The sequence below is a fragment of the Segetibacter koreensis DSM 18137 genome, from assembly GCF_000374045.1.
GTDB lineage: Bacteria > Bacteroidota > Bacteroidia > Chitinophagales > Chitinophagaceae > Segetibacter > Segetibacter koreensis.
Window position 1 is genome coordinate 95,314 of sequence record NZ_KB893322.1, and the last position, 17,380, is coordinate 112,693.

14 protein-coding genes are annotated in these 17,380 nt (G+C 40.3%); 12 read left to right on the forward strand and 2 right to left on the reverse strand.

The window, feature by feature from the left end:
• Positions 1–67 precede the first annotated feature (67 nt).
• The 12 genes from nuoB to B154_RS0109525 all read left to right on the forward strand — a co-directional run bounded on the left by nuoB (position 68) and on the right by B154_RS0109525 (position 15,732).
• Positions 68–706 (forward strand): NADH-quinone oxidoreductase subunit NuoB, encoded by a 639-nt coding sequence (nuoB, locus tag B154_RS0109470; RefSeq protein WP_018613735.1) that lies wholly within the window; start codon positions 68–70, stop codon positions 704–706.
• A gap of 316 nt (positions 707–1,022) precedes the next feature.
• A complete protein-coding gene (gene nuoC / locus B154_RS0109475; RefSeq protein WP_018613736.1) occupies positions 1,023–2,771 on the forward strand; it encodes an NADH-quinone oxidoreductase subunit C/D in 1,749 nt (582 codons plus the stop codon).
• 284 nt (positions 2,772–3,055) lie between these two features.
• On the forward strand, positions 3,056–3,520 hold the full coding sequence (gene nuoE, locus B154_RS0109480; RefSeq protein WP_018613737.1) for an NADH-quinone oxidoreductase subunit NuoE: 465 nt from the start codon (positions 3,056–3,058) through the stop codon (positions 3,518–3,520).
• Between the two features lie 97 nt (positions 3,521–3,617).
• Positions 3,618–4,934 (forward strand): NADH-quinone oxidoreductase subunit NuoF, encoded by a 1,317-nt coding sequence (nuoF, locus tag B154_RS0109485; RefSeq protein WP_018613738.1) that lies wholly within the window; start codon positions 3,618–3,620, stop codon positions 4,932–4,934.
• Between the two features lie 225 nt (positions 4,935–5,159).
• Positions 5,160–7,868 carry an NADH-quinone oxidoreductase subunit NuoG gene (gene nuoG / locus B154_RS0109490; protein WP_018613739.1) on the forward strand — a complete coding sequence of 903 codons (2,709 nt, stop codon included), beginning with the start codon at positions 5,160–5,162 and terminating at the stop codon, positions 7,866–7,868.
• 59 nt (positions 7,869–7,927) lie between these two features.
• Entirely contained in the window at positions 7,928–8,881 is a 954-nt protein-coding gene (nuoH, locus tag B154_RS0109495; protein WP_018613740.1) for an NADH-quinone oxidoreductase subunit NuoH, read from the forward strand.
• A gap of 144 nt (positions 8,882–9,025) precedes the next feature.
• A complete protein-coding gene (gene nuoI / locus B154_RS0109500; protein WP_018613741.1) occupies positions 9,026–9,541 on the forward strand; it encodes an NADH-quinone oxidoreductase subunit NuoI in 516 nt (171 codons plus the stop codon).
• Positions 9,542–9,643: 102 nt separating this feature from the next.
• The gene (gene nuoJ / locus B154_RS28145; protein ID WP_018613742.1) at positions 9,644–10,249 is read left to right on the forward strand and encodes an NADH-quinone oxidoreductase subunit J; all 606 of its coding nucleotides are present in this window, start codon (positions 9,644–9,646) and stop codon (positions 10,247–10,249) included.
• Between the two features lie 143 nt (positions 10,250–10,392).
• Complete coding sequence (gene nuoK / locus B154_RS0109510) at positions 10,393–10,710, forward strand: NADH-quinone oxidoreductase subunit NuoK (protein WP_018613743.1); 318 nt, start codon at positions 10,393–10,395, stop codon at positions 10,708–10,710.
• Positions 10,711–10,896: 186 nt separating this feature from the next.
• The gene (gene nuoL, locus B154_RS0109515) at positions 10,897–12,783 is read left to right on the forward strand and encodes an NADH-quinone oxidoreductase subunit L (protein WP_018613744.1); all 1,887 of its coding nucleotides are present in this window, start codon (positions 10,897–10,899) and stop codon (positions 12,781–12,783) included.
• Positions 12,780–14,249 carry an NADH-quinone oxidoreductase subunit M gene (gene nuoM / locus B154_RS0109520; protein WP_018613745.1) on the forward strand — a complete coding sequence of 490 codons (1,470 nt, stop codon included), beginning with the start codon at positions 12,780–12,782 and terminating at the stop codon, positions 14,247–14,249. Before nuoL ends, nuoM begins: the two co-directional genes overlap by 4 nt.
• A 55-nt stretch (positions 14,250–14,304) precedes the next feature.
• On the forward strand, positions 14,305–15,732 hold the full coding sequence (locus B154_RS0109525; RefSeq protein ID WP_018613746.1) for an NADH-quinone oxidoreductase subunit N: 1,428 nt from the start codon (positions 14,305–14,307) through the stop codon (positions 15,730–15,732).
• 78 nt (positions 15,733–15,810) lie between these two features.
• Here B154_RS0109525 and B154_RS0109530 read toward each other — a convergent pair whose 3' ends face one another.
• Both B154_RS0109530 and B154_RS0109535 read right to left on the reverse strand, forming a co-directional pair.
• Complete coding sequence (locus B154_RS0109530) at positions 15,811–16,311, reverse strand: hypothetical protein (RefSeq protein WP_018613747.1); 501 nt, start codon at positions 16,309–16,311, stop codon at positions 15,811–15,813.
• 128 nt (positions 16,312–16,439) lie between these two features.
• Positions 16,440–17,378, reverse strand: coding sequence for an L-histidine N(alpha)-methyltransferase (locus B154_RS0109535; RefSeq protein WP_018613748.1), 939 nt, complete (start codon positions 17,376–17,378; stop codon positions 16,440–16,442).
• Positions 17,379–17,380: the final 2 nt, after the last annotated feature.

The window sequence follows — 17,380 nt, forward strand, 5'->3', positions numbered from 1 at the left end:
TCTCTAACCTTTTGAGATAACACTATTTTTCCTAAACCGTAACTCCTCTCCCGGAGGTGGGAACATCATGAATTGGTGGTTATCAAAAACAAATAATGCAACCGGTAAAGTCACAGGCACAGGCACTATGGAAGAAGCTGTCAGCAAGAGCATAATGCTAACCTCGATGCAAAGCCTTTTAGCCTGGGGACGAAGCAATTCTTTGTGGCCCTTTCACTTTGGTTTGAGTTGTTGTTTTGTTGAGATGGCGACAAGTATAACAAGCAAATATGACGTAGCAAGGTTTGGAGCAGAAGTTATACGTGGTACTCCACGTGAAGCAGATGTAATGGTAATTGCGGGAACGGTCTTTATCAAAATGGTACCAATTATAAAGCGCCTGCACGAGCAGATGATGGAACCCAGATGGATAATTTCGATGGGTAGTTGCGCCAATAGCGGTGGTATGTATGATATTTATAGCGTAGTACAGGGAGTAGATAAATTTTTGCCGGTAGATGTATATGTACCTGGCTGTCCTCCACGACCCGATGCTTTTATGCAAGGCTTGGTATTGCTTTCGAAAGCTGTCCGCGAGGAAAAGCGACCACTAAGCTGGACAATCGGCGAACAGGGAGTGATTAAACCAGATATGCAACCAATGAAAGAGCAAAGAAGAGAAGAGCGAATGGGAATGGTAAACTTCAGACCAATAGATGAAATTTAAATAAATAGCTACTTTTCAGAATCATAATTTTAGAATTGTAAGTATTGTGAGAACCTATATTTAAAGGGATAACAAACAACTTAGAAACTAACAAATCGACAACTTGCACCCAACATAGTACTAACCTGTGATTTATTGCCTGAAAGGCTAGATAAGCTTTAATAATAATATTTATAACAAGTGAAGCACCACTATGTGATATGGTGGACTCTAGCGCATAGTAGCGTAATCGATTTACTAAGTCTCATTTATTTCAAATAATGCCGGTGAAGTATAAAACATCAAACGATAACTATTGACTTGTTAACTTATATGAATGCCAGCCTCTGACCTCATATTACAAGATTTGCAACAATGCTTTGGCGTTGAAACTTTTCAATTGCAAAATACGGTCGATGATATCCTTACTTTATGGCTATCAAAAAATAAAGTTGTTCCCGTTATTGATAACTTGAAGTCATCTGTATCCCAACCATTTAATCTTCTCTACGACATTTGTGGAATAGATGAACGCGACAAGGCTAAAAAGAACGGCCTTCCTTCGAAAGATTTTACCATAGTTTATCATTTATTCTCTTTTGAGCGCAACGCTTTCATTCGATTAAAAGTTGGACTGGAAGGCGAATACCCTTCGTTGCCTTCTATCTGTTCTATTTTTAAAAATGCAAACTGGTACGAGCGGGAAGTGTTTGATATGTTCGGTATTCGTTTTGAAGGGCATCCTCACCTCCAACGTATTTTAATGCCGCTGTCATGGAAGGGATATCCTTTGAGAAAAGAACATCCGGCAAGAGCAACAGAAATTGGTCCTTTTAAATTATACGACGAATTGCAGGACCGCGAACAAGACGCTTTGGAATTTAAACCCGAAGAATGGGGCATGCAAAGAGAAACCGATGATGCCGATTTTATGTTTCTTAATATCGGTCCTCAACATCCGGGTACACATGGAGTGCTAAGAATTGTTTTGCAACTGGATGGCGAAGACATCGTAGACGCTGTACCCGAGATAGGTTTTCATCACCGCGGAGCGGAAAAGATGGGCGAACGACAAAGTTGGCATACCTACATTCCATACACCGACCGCGTTGATTACCTCGGAGGCGTCATGAACAATCTCGCCTACTTATTGGCAGTAGAAAAACTCGCAGGCATAGAAGTGCCCGACAGGGTAAAAGTAATTCGCGTAATGCTTTGCGAACTTTTTCGAATCAACAGTCATCTTGTATGGTTTGGCACATTTGCACAGGACCTGGGACAACTCTCACCTGTATTTTACATGTTTACCGACAGGGAAAAAGTATTTGATATTATCGAAGCAGTCTGTGGTGGTCGAATGCATCCCAACTGGTTTAGGATTGGCGGTGTAGCACAGGACCTTCCGAACGGTTGGGATGGACTTGTCAGGGACTTTGTAAATTATTTTCCCAAAAAACTAGTCGAGTATACCAACATGGTTCTTCGTAACAGCCTCTTTAAAGCCCGTACAAAAGGTATCGGCATTTATACGCTGGAAGAAGCAATCGAATGGGGCGTTACAGGACCGGGTCTAAGAGCTTGTGGATTTGACTGGGATTTTAGAAAAAAACGTCCTTATTCTGGTTACGACATGTTTGATTTTGATATTCCGGTAGCACAAAACGGTGATTGTTTTGACCGCGCAGTTGTGCGTGTTGAGGAAATGCGTCAGAGCCTGCGAATAGTTGAACAGTGTTTGAATAATATGCCTGAAGGCAGTTATAAAGCAGACCATCCGCTTACAACCCCGCCTTTAAAGAAACATACAATGCAGGATATTGAAACGCTGATAACTCACTTTTTGAGTGTTAGCTGGGGGCCGGTGATTCCACCAGGAGAAGCCATGAGTTGTATTGAAGCAACTAAAGGCGCAAACAGTTATTACCTCACAAGCGATGGTAATACTTCACCTTATCGTTCACGTATTCGCACTCCATCGTTTCCGCATATGCAGATGGTGCCTTATATCAGTAAAGGATATACAGTTGCGGATCTATTATCAATACTGGGGAGTGTGGATTATGTGCTTGCGGATATTGATAGGTAATGTCTGAACTGGGATGGTGGGATGAGTGGGATTTATGGGAAATGAAACAAGAATAAACACTGAATAATGAGGCACGTTCACGAAGAATGTGCCGTCATTGCGAGGAGGAACGACGAAGCAATCTGATGACAAAATGATGAGACTGTCAAGTTAAATAGCAGATTGCTTAGTGACGGAACTATAGCGTTTTTGAGTAAACATTAGTTAAAGACATGGCATTTACAATGATTAGCTGAGAGGTTGAGTGAACAATGATTTATGATTAAAATGGTGAAATAACTGATATGCTTTCTGAAACCGAAATACATGCAATAGACCACGAAGTATCGTTGGTACCGTATAAAAAGGCTGCGGTGATTGAGGCATTGAAAATTGTTCAGCAAGAGCGAGGGTGGGTTAGTGATGAAAGTGTTGAAGCAATTGCGGATTATCTGGAAATAAGTGCTGCAGAGGTTGACAGCGTGGCAACTTTTTATAACCTCATTTTCCGTAGACCGGTTGGTCGTCATGTGATTTTGTTGTGTGATAGTATCTCTTGTTATGTTATGGGTTATCAAACCTTGTATGAAGCATTGCAACAGCAGTTGAATGTAAAGTTTGGAGAAACGACTGCTGACAAAAATTTTACGCTTCTTCCCAATGCTTGTCTTGGTTGCTGCGACCATGCACCGGCGTTGATGATTGGTGAAGATTTATACAGGGATGTGAAGGTGGAAGAATTAGAAGGGATTTTGAAAAAATATGTCTGAACTGGGATTTGTGGGATTTATGGAAAATGAAAATTGTCTGAAAATCTGTTAACTATTACTAATGACAACTGCAATTGACTTTTGACTTATTACTCATATGGAACGTCCTTTAACCAAAAATATTAACCAAGCTCAGCCACTCAATCTTAAAGAGTATGAAGCGGTTGGCGGTTATGCGGCTGTCAGAAAAGTAATACAGGGGATGACACCGCAGGAAGTGCAAAAGGTGGTGCAGGACAGCACGTTAAAAGGTCGCGGTGGAGCCGGATTTAATACAGGCATGAAATGGAGTTTTGTGCCTATGGGGCCAGATGCACGGCATCCGAAATACCTGATTGCAAATGCTGATGAAATGGAGCCGGGCACTTTTAAGGATAGATTACTATTAGAAGGCAATCCGCACCAACTAATAGAAGGGATGATATTATCAGCGTATGCGATACAGGCAGATATTTCCTACATTTTTTTGCGTTGGGCTTATAGAAAAGCTGCTCAATTATTGCGAAAATGCTTTGCAGAAGCTTACGAAGCAGGTTACTTGGGAAAAAATATCTTAGGTAGCGGATGGAGCTTAGAAATGTATTTACACACAGGAGTTGGACGCTACATATGCGGAGAAGAAACGGCTTTGCTGAATGCGCTTGAAGGCAAACGTGCGACACCAAGGGCAAAACCACCTTTTCCGCAAGTAAGCGGCCTGTTTGGAAAACCTACCATTGTAAATAATGTCGAAACCTTTTGTTGCATTCCTCATATTTTAAATAATGGCGTGGAATGGTTCAAAGGATTAAGTAAAAGTGAAGACGGCGGAACAAAAATCTATGGTGTAAGCGGCAAAGTAAAACGACCGGGAGCATGGGAACTGCCTATGGGAGTTACTATGCGTGAACTGCTTGAAGAACACGCAGGGGGAATGCTTGATGGCTACCAATTTAGAGGAGCCTTACCCGGCGGTGCTTCAACAGACTTTTTAACCGCTGACCATTTAGATGTTAAAATGGATTTTAAATCTGTGGCTGCAGCCGGAAGCCGCTTAGGTACCGGAACCATGGTAGTATTGGATGATGCAACTTGTCCGGTCGGTTTCGTGCATAACCTGCAGCATTTTTTTGCACAGGAAAGCTGTGGCTGGTGCACGCCTTGCCGAGAAGGACTGCCGTGGGTTGAAAAAATTTTACTAAGAATGGAACAGGGACGTGGCAAAACAGGAGATATTGAATTATTGGAAATGCATTCAAAAATGTTAGGACCAGGTAATACTTTTTGCGCGCTTGCACCGGGAGCGGTAGAACCTTTACAAAGTGCCTTAAAATATTTCAGAGAAGATTTTGAAAGACACATTATTGAAGGTAAATGTCCCTATCACTCAGCAACAGAAGCACCCAAGAGATTTTCCAAGAGTATGGTAGTTTAAATAGAACCCAATAGCGCTGGATATTGAAAATAAACAAACAGTTGTGAAAAAAGTAGAAATCAAAAATGAAATGAAATGAAATAAGCTAAGGTATTTGGCGAATAGAATTACAAAACGATGCAGTGAGTGACACTGAAATAATCCTGAAACAAATCAGGACAGTGCACGCTTCACAGTAATGATAAGAGCACTAAAGCTGGTTAATAAAAAAATATAACAGCAAATATGCCTACGATATACATAGATAACAAGCCATACGAAGTAAAAGCCGGAAAAAATCTGCTTGAAGCTTGTCTTGCGCAAGGGGTAGATATTCCTTATTTCTGTTGGCATCCATCGTTGGGCAGTGTAGGTGCGTGCAGGCAATGTGCTGTAAAGTTATTTAAAGATGAAAATGATACACAGGGCCGTTTAGTCATGAGTTGCCTGGAAGGAGTTAGAGACGGATTGAGGCTTTCTGTAAATGATAAAATGGCAAAAGCTTTTCGTGAGCAAATCATTGAATGGCTGATGACAAATCATCCGCATGATTGCCCTGTTTGCGATGAAGGCGGAAGTTGTCACTTGCAGGACATGACTGTGATGACGGGACATGACTACAGGCATTATGATTTTAAAAAACGCACCTATCGAAATCAGTACCTGGGACCGCTTATTCATCACGAGATGAACCGCTGTATTCAGTGCTACCGATGTGTTAGATATTATAAAGATTATGCAGGTGGCGAAGATTTGAATGTTTTTGCGGCAAATAATAAAGTATACTTTGGCCGGGAAAAAGATGGTGTTTTAGAAAGTCCGTTTAGCGGGAATTTGGCAGAGGTTTGTCCAACAGGTGTTTTTACCGATAAAACATTAAAAGAACATTATACGCGGAAATGGGATTTGACCATGGCACCGTCTGTTTGTCAGCATTGCAGTGTTGGATGCAATACAATAGCAGGTGAACGCTATGGAGAACTTCGGGTTATTCTTAATAGATATAACGGAGAAGTGAATGGGTATTTTTTATGTGACCGCGGTCGTTTCGGATATGAATTTGTGAATGATGAAAACCGCGTTAAACAACCTGTCATACGTAACCGTACAAGTGAAGCTGTAACCGAACCAGAGTTAACAACCTACCTGCAAACTGCAATGTATAATTCCAAACTAATTGGGATTGGTTCTCCGCGGGCAGCTGTAGAAACTAATTTTGCTTTGCAACAGCTTGTTGGTCCGGGCAATTTCTATAAAGGTATAAGCGAAGATGAAGCTTACCTAACGAACAAAGTAGTTCGCATACTGGAGACCGGGACAGTTCATAGTGCTTCTTTAAAAGATATAGAACAATCTGATGCAGTATTAATACTTGGTGAAGATATTTGGAACACTGCACCTATGATGGCGCTAGCTGTTCGTCAGTCAGTTAAAAAAACTGCTTATTCTCATGCCGCTGAACAATCGAAATTACCCATTTGGCACGATGCAGCGATACAGGAATTTGTACAGGAAGAAAAAGGATTTTTGGCAAATATCACCGTAGCAGGTTCGCCTCTCGATGGCATTGCTGCTTATACAGCTTATGGTGCACCTGATAATTTAGCCCGACTTGGTTTTGCTATTGCTCATGAATTAAATACTTCGTTGCCTGTTGTTTCAAATGTCGATGACGATTTGATAAACAAAGCGAAATCAATTGCGGCAGTTTTATTGAAAGCTAAAAAACCTGTAATCGTCAGCGGTATTTCATGTTACAGCGAAGGAGTAATCGAAGCAGCTTTTAATATTGCAGCTTCACTTAACACTGCAGAAAGAAAAGCTGCTATTTGTTATGCTTTACCGGCTTGTAACAGTATGGGTCTTGGAATGATGAATGCTCCTTCATTTGATCATGCAGTCACAAGACTGCAAAGAGAACAGGACATGACTGTAGTGATAGTAGAAAATGACCTTTACCGGGATATATCTTCTTCAGTATTGGATACTTTTTTTAGTAAGGCTGCAAATATTATTGTCCTTGATTCTTTGCATAATCGTACCACCGAAAAGGCCAATGTTTTAATTCCGGCTGCAACTTTTGCCGAAGGAGACGGAACGATGGTTAATTATGAAGGACGGGCGCAAAGGTTCTTCCAGGTTTTTATGCCTGCAAATCCATTTATAAGGGAAAGCTGGAAATGGCTGAAAGAAATGAATTTATACAAAACGCAGGGCAGCAATGGCCACAACCAGCCGCCAGAGGAATTGTTGGAAAAGCTGGAGAGCACGTCGCACCAGTTTGAGGGAATTTCAAAAGTAACACCACCACATGATTTCACCATTCATGGCGAACGTATTCCAAGGGAGCCGCACCGGTATAGCGGTCGTACAGCTATGCTGGCTAACCTAAATGTCAGTGAACCAAAGCCCATGCAAGACAACGACTCTCCACTTTCGTTTACGATGGAAGGCTTTAAAGGTATTCAGCCTTCCATAGCCATCCCATTTTTCTGGTCACCCGGCTGGAATTCTGTTCAATCTGTAACAAAGTATCAGGAAGAACCAGGAGGCCACTTGCGTGGAGGTGACCCGGGCGTAAAGCTTTTCCATGATAGACAAGGAAGTGAACCTTCTTTTTTTAAAGGCATGCCTGAAAGCTTTGCAGAAAGACCCGAAAAATGGCTGGTATTGCCACAATATCATGTGCTTGGTTCAGGTGAACTGAGCATCTATACAAAAGCATTGGAAGAGCTTACACCTTCTCCGTCTGTTTCATTATCACAGCAAGATGCGAACAGGTTAAATGTACAGAACGGCGATATGCTGCAAGTAAATGCAGATGCGAAAAAATATTTGCTGGCTGTTACGATTAATAAAAATCTATGTAACGGCGTTGTGCTTGTTTCTGCAGGATTGGGTGAAGTTGAAGGTATGAGTTGGGGTTCCTGGGTAAAGGTGTCAAGATGTGAATAGGTGTAAGTTGGGGGTTGTCAGTTGTTTGAAATTCTTTTAATAAATTTAAAGAAAGTACAATGACAGTAATGCAACATATATGGATTGTGCTTGGTGTCTTGTTCGTGCTGCTAAATATTGCTGCTGGGTTAATATGGGTAGAACGCAGAATGTTAGCGCTTTGGCAAGACAGGCTGGGACCTAATCGTGCCGGACCTTTTGGAATTCTTATTGTTCTGGCGGACACTTTAAAGCTTTTTTTTAAAGAAGACTGGATACCGCCATTTGCTGACAAATGGATTTTCATAACAGCGCCGGCGATAGTTGTAGGTACTGTGTTATTAAGCTTTGTCATCATTCCGTTTGCGCCAAATATTGTTGTGGCAGATTTAAACATTGGTTTACTGTTTTTTCTTGCAATGTCGTCTTTAGCTGTTTATAGCATTGTACTTGGAGGGTGGGCTTCTAACAACAAGTACGCTTTGCTGGGTGGAATGCGTGGCGCCTCCCAAATGATTGCCTACGAAGTTTTTATGGGTTTGAGTTTAATGGGCGTAGTAATGCTGACAGGTTCATTTAAGCTAAGTGATATTGTAGCTGCCCAAAAAGACATGTGGTTTTGTATAAAACAGCCGGTCGGATTGGTTGTCTTTTTTATAGCAGGAATTGCAGAAACTCACCGCCTCCCTTTTGATATTCCCGAGTCGGAAAGTGAGTTGGTTGCAGGATATCATTCGGAATATTCCGGAATGAAGTTCGGGATGTTTTTTATCGGTGAATATTTGGGAATCACTCTTATTTCAGCCATGACAACAACCATATTTTTTGGTGGTTGGCTTGGTCCTTTTCTTCCGCCGTGGTTATGGTTTTTTATAAAGACGTTTGCTTTTATCATGTTTTTTATACTGTTGCGCGCCTCGCTTCCGAGGCCGCGATACGACCAGTTGATGGAGTATGGCTGGAAGTTGTTACTGCCACTTGTCTTATTGAATTTATTGATTACAGGAGCAATTGCGCTTTGGATAAGAGGATGAGGAAAGAAGAATGAACAATGAACAGAGAAAAATGAAAAAGCAACAAAATAGTGGGGTATCGGTCAATAGAGAACCTAGAGTACAAGTGAGTGACACAACCGGGGTTGAATAAAGGACAATAGTTGGCTACCTAAAAAAATTATTATGATAAGTCACGTTAGAACAATCTGGTTAACGTTTTTACACCTTTTCACGAAAAAGGTGACGATTGAATATCCTGAAGAAAAGGTGAAGCTGCATCCGCGATGGCGGGGGAGAATTGTATTGACTAAAGATCCTGACGGTGGAGAACGTTGCGTGGGGTGTTACCTGTGTGCGGCCGCATGCCCTGTCGATTGTATTGCATTGCAGGCTACAGAAGATGAGAACGGGCGGCGCTATCCTGAATTTTTTAGAATAAATTTTTCAAGATGCATTTTTTGCGGCTTTTGTGAAGAAGCCTGTCCGACATATGCTATTCAATTAATACCAGATTTTGAGATGGGGGAATACAACCGGCAAAACCTGGTTTTCGAAAAAGAGGATTTATTGATTAATAGCGAGGGAAAATACCCGGGATACAATTTTTATAAAGTCGCAGGAATAAATGCAGGTGTGAAGGGCAAAGGAGAAGGCGAGCAGGAAGAAGCACCGGTTGATATACATAGTTTGTTACCGTGAGGCCCGCCCCCAACCCCTAAAGGGGAGTAAATGATGCTATTGACTTAGTGTGACACAATGCCCTAATGACGAAAAGCTTTATTGACCAAATGAATAATAAATATGCCTGTTCTTTTTTACATATCGTCTGCTATCGCCATTATCGCAACTATAATGGTGATTACAAGGTATGAACCTATTCATGCGCTTTTATACCTTGTTGTTTCTTTCATGGCGGTATCGATGATTTTCTTATCGGTCGGTGCGCCTTTTGTTGCCGTATTGGAGGTTATACTTTATGCCGGGGCCATAATCGTCCTTTTCATTTTTGTTGTTATGATGCTGAACCTTGGCTCTGTAACGGCCGTTCAGGAAAAACAATGGTTGAAGCCAAAAGTGTGGGTTGGCCCTTCGGTTCTCACCTTGCTTTTATTAGTTGAATTAATCATATTGCTCTTTCGTGGAAGCAATACAGACATGAGCATGCCCCCTGTAGAAGTAAAAAGAGTTTCTTTGACTTTGTACCGGGAATATATAATTGCAGTAGAGCTTGCAGGTTTTCTTTTGATGGCAGGTGTGGTCGGAGCTGCGCATATTGGAAAGCATACGAAAAAACATTTGCACAGATTTTTACAGGAAGAGAAACCGACAATAGCCGATTTACCGGATAACCGGAGCGAAATACCAATTGAGAAAGACAAAAAAGAACTGGCTGAACCGGTTGTGTGAAGATAAAATGTTTAAAAATTAATTTACATGCTCGTCACTGGAGGAACGCCGAAGCAATCTAATAACAAATAAACAAACGTTCAATGAAGAGCAGATTGCTTCGTTCCTCGCAATGACGACATGTGCTAATTAAATTGACTACTATGCCTTTCAACTCACATGCTGTATTAACTGTTGCTGCAATACTTTTTGTATTGGGATTGGTAGGTGTGCTTACAAGAAAAAATGTGCTTTTTATATTAATATCTATAGAGATTATGTTGAATGCGGCGGGACTCGCATTTGTTGCAGCAGGCTCGAGGTGGGGACAGGCTGATGGACAGGTAATGTTTCTTTTTATCCTTGCAATGGCCGCCGCAGAAGTTTCGATTGGTCTTGCCCTGATACTACAGGTGCAGCACCAGCATAAAACCTTGGATGTGGACGAATTGAGAGCGTTGAGAGATGAGGGGCAGCTGTGAGGGTGGTCAATTGTGAGTGGTGAGTTGTGAAACAACATCTTTACTTAAACTTGTGTTCGTCATTGCAGGGAGGAACGACGAAGCAATCTGATGACGATAAACAGAGTTTTCAATGTAAAGAGCGGATTGCTTCGTTCCCCGCAGTGACGAGACAACTTTCAATTTTCAATTATCAATTCAGATGATATGAATAATTTGATTGCATTTATTCCTGCTTTGCCACTAATTGGTTTCCTTATTTTATCCTTGGCAGGAAGACGTTTGCCTAAACAATTAATAGCCTGGATTGGTGCAGGGACAGTGAGTTTAGCAGCTATTCTTACCATTATTATCGGAATCCAATTTTTGCAAAACCCTCCTGATAACGCTTACACACAAACTTTATGGCAATGGATTAAGACTGAAAATTTTTCCTGTGCTATCAATTTTAGAATGGATGCCTTGTCGCTTGTATTTGTATTTATCATCACTTTTGTTGGCGCACTTATTCATATTTATTCAACTGCCTTTATGCATGATGACAGGGATTATGCGCGGTTCTTCGCAAGTATGAATCTGTTTGTCTGCTCAATGCTTATATTGGTACTTGCCGACAACCTTTTATTGATGTACTTAGGTTGGGAAGGCGTGGGTTTGTGTAGTTATTTATTAATTGGATTTTGGTATGAAACACTTGCGAATGTACAGGCAGCAAACAAGGCTTTTTATATCACCCGCATCGGAGATACTGCAATGGCTATTGGTCTTTTTTTGCTGTTTAAAGAATTAGGTACACTAAACATTCCTGATATTTTAAATAATTCCACCACACATTTTACGCAAGGTTCGGCAAGGATAACAACTATTGCTTTATTACTGTTGGCAGGTGGAATGGGCAAGTCAGCACAATTACCATTACAAACATGGCTACCAGATGCGATGGCAGGTCCATCACCGGTAAGCGCGTTGATACATGCAGCTACGATGGTTACTGCCGGTGTGTATCTAATAGCAAGAATGCATACTATTTTCGAATTGTCTCCACTAGCAATGAGTATTACTGCGGTTGTTGGAGCGGTTACTTTATTCGTTGCAGGTACGAGCGCAATGGTTCAAACAGATATCAAAAGAATTTTAGCTTATTCCACTATTAGTCAGATTGGATATATGTTTCTTGCATTAGGTGTAGGTGCATGGAGTGCGGCTATTTTTCATTTCTTTACGCATGCTTTTTTTAAAGCCCTTTTATTCCTTGCTGCTGGAGCCGTCATTGAATCCCTCCACCACGAGCATAATATTTTTAGAATGGGTGGATTAAAAAACAGGATGCCTGTTGTATTCTGGACTTTTTTAGCGGGCTCCGCTGCATTGGCTGCCCTGCCTTTCATTACTGCCGGCTTTTTTAGTAAAGACCAAATATTATTTTATTCCTGGACAGCCGATAACGGACATCCAATCCTTTGGGTAGTTGCTCTTTTGGGCGCGTACATAACTGCTTTTTATACTACCCGCCTTATGATTATTGTTTTCTGGGGAGAAATGAAAACGCCAATCGGGCATCCACCCGGTAGGGTAATGACAGTGCCATTAATTATATTAGCTGTTCTGAGTGTTATAGCCGGGTTCGTTGAATGGCCACATAACATGATGCACGTGACACTTTTTTCAGACCTCGTACAAAAAGTTTTACCTGCAACGATTGTACAGGAAACCGGACCATCCGAAATTATTTTTGAGCTGATAGCAATAGCAACCACGCTTTTAGGAATATATACGGGATATTCTTTGTATTACCGCGACACTCGTTTAATTGAACAATGGAGACAGATGCCGGAAATGAGGGATGTACGTAACTTCCTGTATAAAGGATGGGGGTTTGATTGGTTGAATAACCTCATTTTTGTAAGGCCTTTTGTGTACCTCACCTCTATAAATAAATCAGACTTTTTTGACCAGTTGTACAAGGGCATTGCGTCGGGAAGCCGCAAGCTAAATGAATCCTTTTCAGTTTCTCAAAACGGCTCGTTGAGGTGGTATGTGGCAGGTGTGCTAATAGGAATTCTATTCATCCTAACCTTACAACTTATGTTATGATATTGGGAATAATGATATCAATTTTACTTGTTGGTGGACTTCTTTGTTGGTTAACAGCAAAGTGGAATATTCAACTTACCAAATGGATAGCACTACTGGCGGTATTAATCGATTTTGCTCTAATTAGTAATATTTGGTCGCAACATCCAACAACAACATCAACTGGTTCAAATGCGTGGTTTATCAATTTCCAGGCAAACTGGATTCCTTCTTTTGGTATCACCTTTCATCTTGCATTAGATGGTCTTAGTACCATCTTATTGTTGCTTACTTTTTTCCTTGGAATCTTGGCTGTCCTTTGTTCATGGAACGAGATAAAAGAACGGATAGGATTTTATTATTTCAACCTTTTATGGACCCTTGCTGGAATTAGTGGCGTCTTTGTAGCACTCGACCTATTCCTGTTTTATTTTTTCTGGGAAGTTATGCTGATACCGATGTTTTTCTTAATCGGAATTTGGGGAGATAGCAACCGAAGATACGCAGCTTACAAATTTTTCATCTTTACTCAAGCCGGCGGATTACTAATGCTGATTGCTATACTTGCTTTGTACTTTATTCATGGCGCGCAAACGGGAACTTATTCTTATGATTATTTAAGCCTGTTAAATACTAAACTTACACCTTCTGCCGCTGGTTGGATTATGTCTGGTTTTCTCATCGCTTTTGTGATAAAATTACCAATGGTTCCTTTTCATAACTGGTTGCCTGACGCACACAGTGAAGCACCGACAGCAGGCAGTCTAATACTTGCCGGATTGCTGCTAAAAACAGGCGCATATGGAATTATAAGATTTGTGTTGCCATTGTTTCCAGATGCATCAGCAGGTATAGCATGGTGGGCAATATTGTTTGGAGTAATCGGCATTGTGTATGGAGCTATGATGGCTTTTTCACAAACAGATATAAAAAGGTTGATAGCATATACTTCAGTAAGCCATATGGGGTTTGTATTAGTGGGAATTTTCGCTTTTACTGAAATGGCGATGCAGGGAGTTGTGATGCAAATAATTACCCACGGAATAAGCACTGGGGCACTGTTCGTGATGGCAGGCATGCTAAAGGAACGGCTGCATACAAGGGACATCGGAAGAATGGGAGGATTGTGGACGTCCATGCCGCGAATGGGAGGGGTAGCGCTATTATTCACAATGGCTTCTTTGGGATTGCCGGTATTAGGAAATTTTATTGCCGAGTTTTTAATATTAATGGGGACATTTTTAGTAAATGTGCCTTTAACGGTAATTGCTACCCTCGGATTAGTTTTCTCTGCGTTGTACTCCTTGCGTCTAATGCAAAAAGTATTTCTTGGACCGGTTGCGGTTCAACAAGCTGTGCGAGATTTAAGTGTGAGAGAAATCGTTATCATGTCAGTATTAACGATAAGCATTGTTTTGTTAGGGTTGTATCCGCAACCGGTGATAGACATGGCGAAGACTATGGTGAATGACGTTGTAAGAAGATGAGCCCCGGCCCTAAAGGGAGAAAAACAAATGCTTTAAACTTATTTAATTTAAAGTTATGACATCACTTCAATTTTATGGATTACTTCCTTTTATAGTACTTGCCATAGCTTCTGTGGTTGTGATATTGCTGATAGCATTTAAACAAAGTCATACACTGATACAGGTGACAGGTTTTGGGATGATGTGTTTAGTCATTTTTTCTATGTGGTATGTTCGAGATAGACTGCCTGTTGACGTGCCGCCGCTATTTGTCGTTGATGGGTTTGCAGCAGTATTTACAGGCTTGATTGTTTTTTGTGTTTTGGTCGTAGGACTGCTTTCTTTTATTTATTTTGAAGAACGGGAAGAAAATCCAAAAGAATATTACATCCTTCTTTTTCTTAGTACGCTAGGTGCTGCCACCCTTACTATCAGCAGACATTTTATTTCTTTCTTCTTAGGATTGGAAATTTTAAGCGTGAGTTTATATGCACTTATTGCCTATCTGCGTACCCGTAATAATGCTGTAGAAGCCGGGATGAAATATCTTGTACTCGCGGCTTTATCATCCGCTTTTCTTTTATTTGGTATGGCTCTTATTTACATGGAAACCGGTACTATGGATTTTGCCACAATAGCCCGTACAATTAGTACTTCATATTCTCCCCTATTTATTACCGGCATGGGAATGATGGTTGTTGCAATCGGGTTTAAACTTGCATTAGTGCCTTTTCATTTATGGGCTGCAGATGTGTACCAGGGAGCTCCATCACCGGTTACTTCATTTATAGCAACAGTATCAAAAATCGGTGTTTTTGCCGTATTGCTGCGTTTTGCACAAGCAGTTCAATTACAAAAATATCCTTCGGCTCTTTACATTTTTGCGGGTCTCGCTATTGTATCAATGATTATCGGTAACGTACTTGCCCTGCAACAGCAGAATATTAAACGATTGTTGGCCTATTCATCAATCGCTCATTTCGGTTATTTGCTGGTTGCTTTTTTGCCGGGGAATGCGGCAGGTGTGCAAGCGGCTATTTTTTATCTTTCTGCTTATTCGATTACTTTATTGGCAGCGTTTGGTTGTATTACTATGCTATCGACAAAAGAAAAAGATGCTGAAAGCCCAGATTTTTATCGTGGGTTATTTTGGCAAAACCCAATCCTGGCTGCCGTTCTTACTGTTGTTATGTTATCCCTTGCAGGTATTCCGCTTACCGGGGGATTTATGGGAAAATTTATGGTATTAACTTCTGGTGTTCAACAACAGTTGTGGTTCCCTGTGATTGTACTAGTAGTAACAAGTGTCCTTGGCTTGTATTACTATTTGCGTATTATCAGCTTACTATTTGCAGAAGCACCGGCAGCAGGATTGAGAGAGAAAAACCTTCATCCCTTTTTTAATTTCGTCACTTATACAGCACTGGTTGTGCTGGCTTTATTGTTACTGGGAATAGGGATTCTCCCTGGATTGCTTATTGATGGCATTAGGCAGTTTTTATAGTGTGGTGCTGAGCCATTTAAATTTACCCATGTAAAAATCCTAAACAGTCACAAATACGTGAATCAGATTATCATGAAATTATTGTTTTTTATAAGCTTTTTGAGAGAGTGAAGATTTAGAAAGTGAATCCATTTTGTAGACTACGGAGTCCAATCGCTGTTTTAGTTCCTTATATTCTTTATCTCCTTTCTGCTTATCTATTAGCCATATTATAATGGCTACTGCCAAAGTGATTATACCAGTAATTACCCCTTTAAACCATTCATATCGAACAGGGTATTTTTCATGCCAAGACTTGAGCTTATAATTTGGATTTTTTGTTATGATGCATTGAGTAATTTCTCCTCTTGGAATTATTTTGTATTGATATTGGTCTATATATATGGAAGTTATTTTTGAACATATACCTTCCATCAATGTAGCCGTTATACGTAAGTCATACCTCGGACTTTGATTTTGTTTTTGATCCCTAAACTTCGCAAGAACATCTCCAACACTAACGCTATAGTCCGAGTCGATCTTATCCAAAATCTCTTTTATTATTTTCGCCTTGTCCTTTTCTTCAATAATTGTTTCCATATCAATTTCGGTTAGCTGAACCAATTATACTTATAAAGACTCCCCCGTTGGATGTCTTTGTATCCTCAATAATCAAACTGACAGTACCAAAATTCAATATTCATTTTCAGTTAAATAATAATTGAACCTCACACACACTCCCAAATCGTATCTAAAAACCATTTTTTTGCGTCAAAAAAATGAGCCTTTGGTGTAAAGCCACTTTTCTTTGCTAATTCATCCGTTTGTTCTAATGTATATTTCTGGGCTATTTCCATAAATATCGTCTCCCCTTCTGCAAAATTAAACGTGTTATCTGCAATCTCTACTTTTTGATTTTTTGCGCTTACAACGTAACTTTTACATGCTCCTGTCGCGGGGTCATAAGTGGGATAATGATAAAAATTTTTTATTTTAAAATTTCCACCTAAATCATTATTTATTCTCTTTAAGAGATTAAGATTAAATTGTCTTGTATAGCCTGACTTATCATTATAAGCGTCAAGAACTTTTATAGGGTCTTTCTTTAAATCAAATCCAACTAAAACAAGGTCTCCAGGTACTAAATGTTGTCGCATCAATTTACAAAAATCTCCTGCTTTATCCATCGGCACGTTTCCTATGTTGCCACCTAGAAACAAAACGACTTTTATTTTATTTGATAATGTTTTGGCCTTTTCAAGCATCTCAAAATACTCGCCTTTTAAGCCATGAAACTGCAATCCGGCAAGTTTTTTAGGAAGGGTTGAATGAAGCAGGTTGATAACGTTTTCAGAAATATCAACAGGAAAATATGTGAATTTTACCTTTTTAGCTAAAAGACCTTTGAGCAAATGAACTGACTTTGTTGCATCGCCTGCGCCTAGTTCTACTATGTCAAATTCTTTGCTATGCCTGCTTAAGATTGATACCAGTTCATCTGTTTGCTTTGTGAAAATTTCCATTTCACATTTAGTAGGATAATACTCCTTACACTTCATTATCTTTTGAAACAATGCATCACCCTCCGCATTATAAAAATATTTTGATTGAAGAAATTTATCTTTTGCAGATAATCCTTTCAAAACATCCTCTAAGAATTGATTCATGA

What these genes read in the sequence shown, in the direction of transcription:
- nuoB (WP_018613735.1), top strand. Translation starts at nt 68, where the DNA reads ATGAATTGGTGGTTATCAAAAACAAATAATGCAACCGGTAAAGTCACA.
- nuoC (WP_018613736.1), top strand. Translation starts at nt 1,023, where the DNA reads ATGCCAGCCTCTGACCTCATATTACAAGATTTGCAACAATGCTTTGGC.
- nuoE (WP_018613737.1), top strand. Translation starts at nt 3,056, where the DNA reads ATGCTTTCTGAAACCGAAATACATGCAATAGACCACGAAGTATCGTTG.
- nuoF (WP_018613738.1), top strand. Translation starts at nt 3,618, where the DNA reads ATGGAACGTCCTTTAACCAAAAATATTAACCAAGCTCAGCCACTCAAT.
- nuoG (WP_018613739.1), top strand. Translation starts at nt 5,160, where the DNA reads ATGCCTACGATATACATAGATAACAAGCCATACGAAGTAAAAGCCGGA.
- nuoH (WP_018613740.1), top strand. Translation starts at nt 7,928, where the DNA reads ATGACAGTAATGCAACATATATGGATTGTGCTTGGTGTCTTGTTCGTG.
- nuoI (WP_018613741.1), top strand. Translation starts at nt 9,026, where the DNA reads ATGATAAGTCACGTTAGAACAATCTGGTTAACGTTTTTACACCTTTTC.
- nuoJ (WP_018613742.1), top strand. Translation starts at nt 9,644, where the DNA reads ATGCCTGTTCTTTTTTACATATCGTCTGCTATCGCCATTATCGCAACT.
- nuoK (WP_018613743.1), top strand. Translation starts at nt 10,393, where the DNA reads ATGCCTTTCAACTCACATGCTGTATTAACTGTTGCTGCAATACTTTTT.
- nuoL (WP_018613744.1), top strand. Translation starts at nt 10,897, where the DNA reads ATGAATAATTTGATTGCATTTATTCCTGCTTTGCCACTAATTGGTTTC.
- nuoM (WP_018613745.1), top strand. Translation starts at nt 12,780, where the DNA reads ATGATATTGGGAATAATGATATCAATTTTACTTGTTGGTGGACTTCTT.
- B154_RS0109525 (WP_018613746.1), top strand. Translation starts at nt 14,305, where the DNA reads ATGACATCACTTCAATTTTATGGATTACTTCCTTTTATAGTACTTGCC.
- B154_RS0109530 (WP_018613747.1), bottom strand. Translation starts at nt 16,311, where the DNA reads ATGGAAACAATTATTGAAGAAAAGGACAAGGCGAAAATAATAAAAGAG.
- B154_RS0109535 (WP_018613748.1), bottom strand. Translation starts at nt 17,378, where the DNA reads ATGAATCAATTCTTAGAGGATGTTTTGAAAGGATTATCTGCAAAAGAT.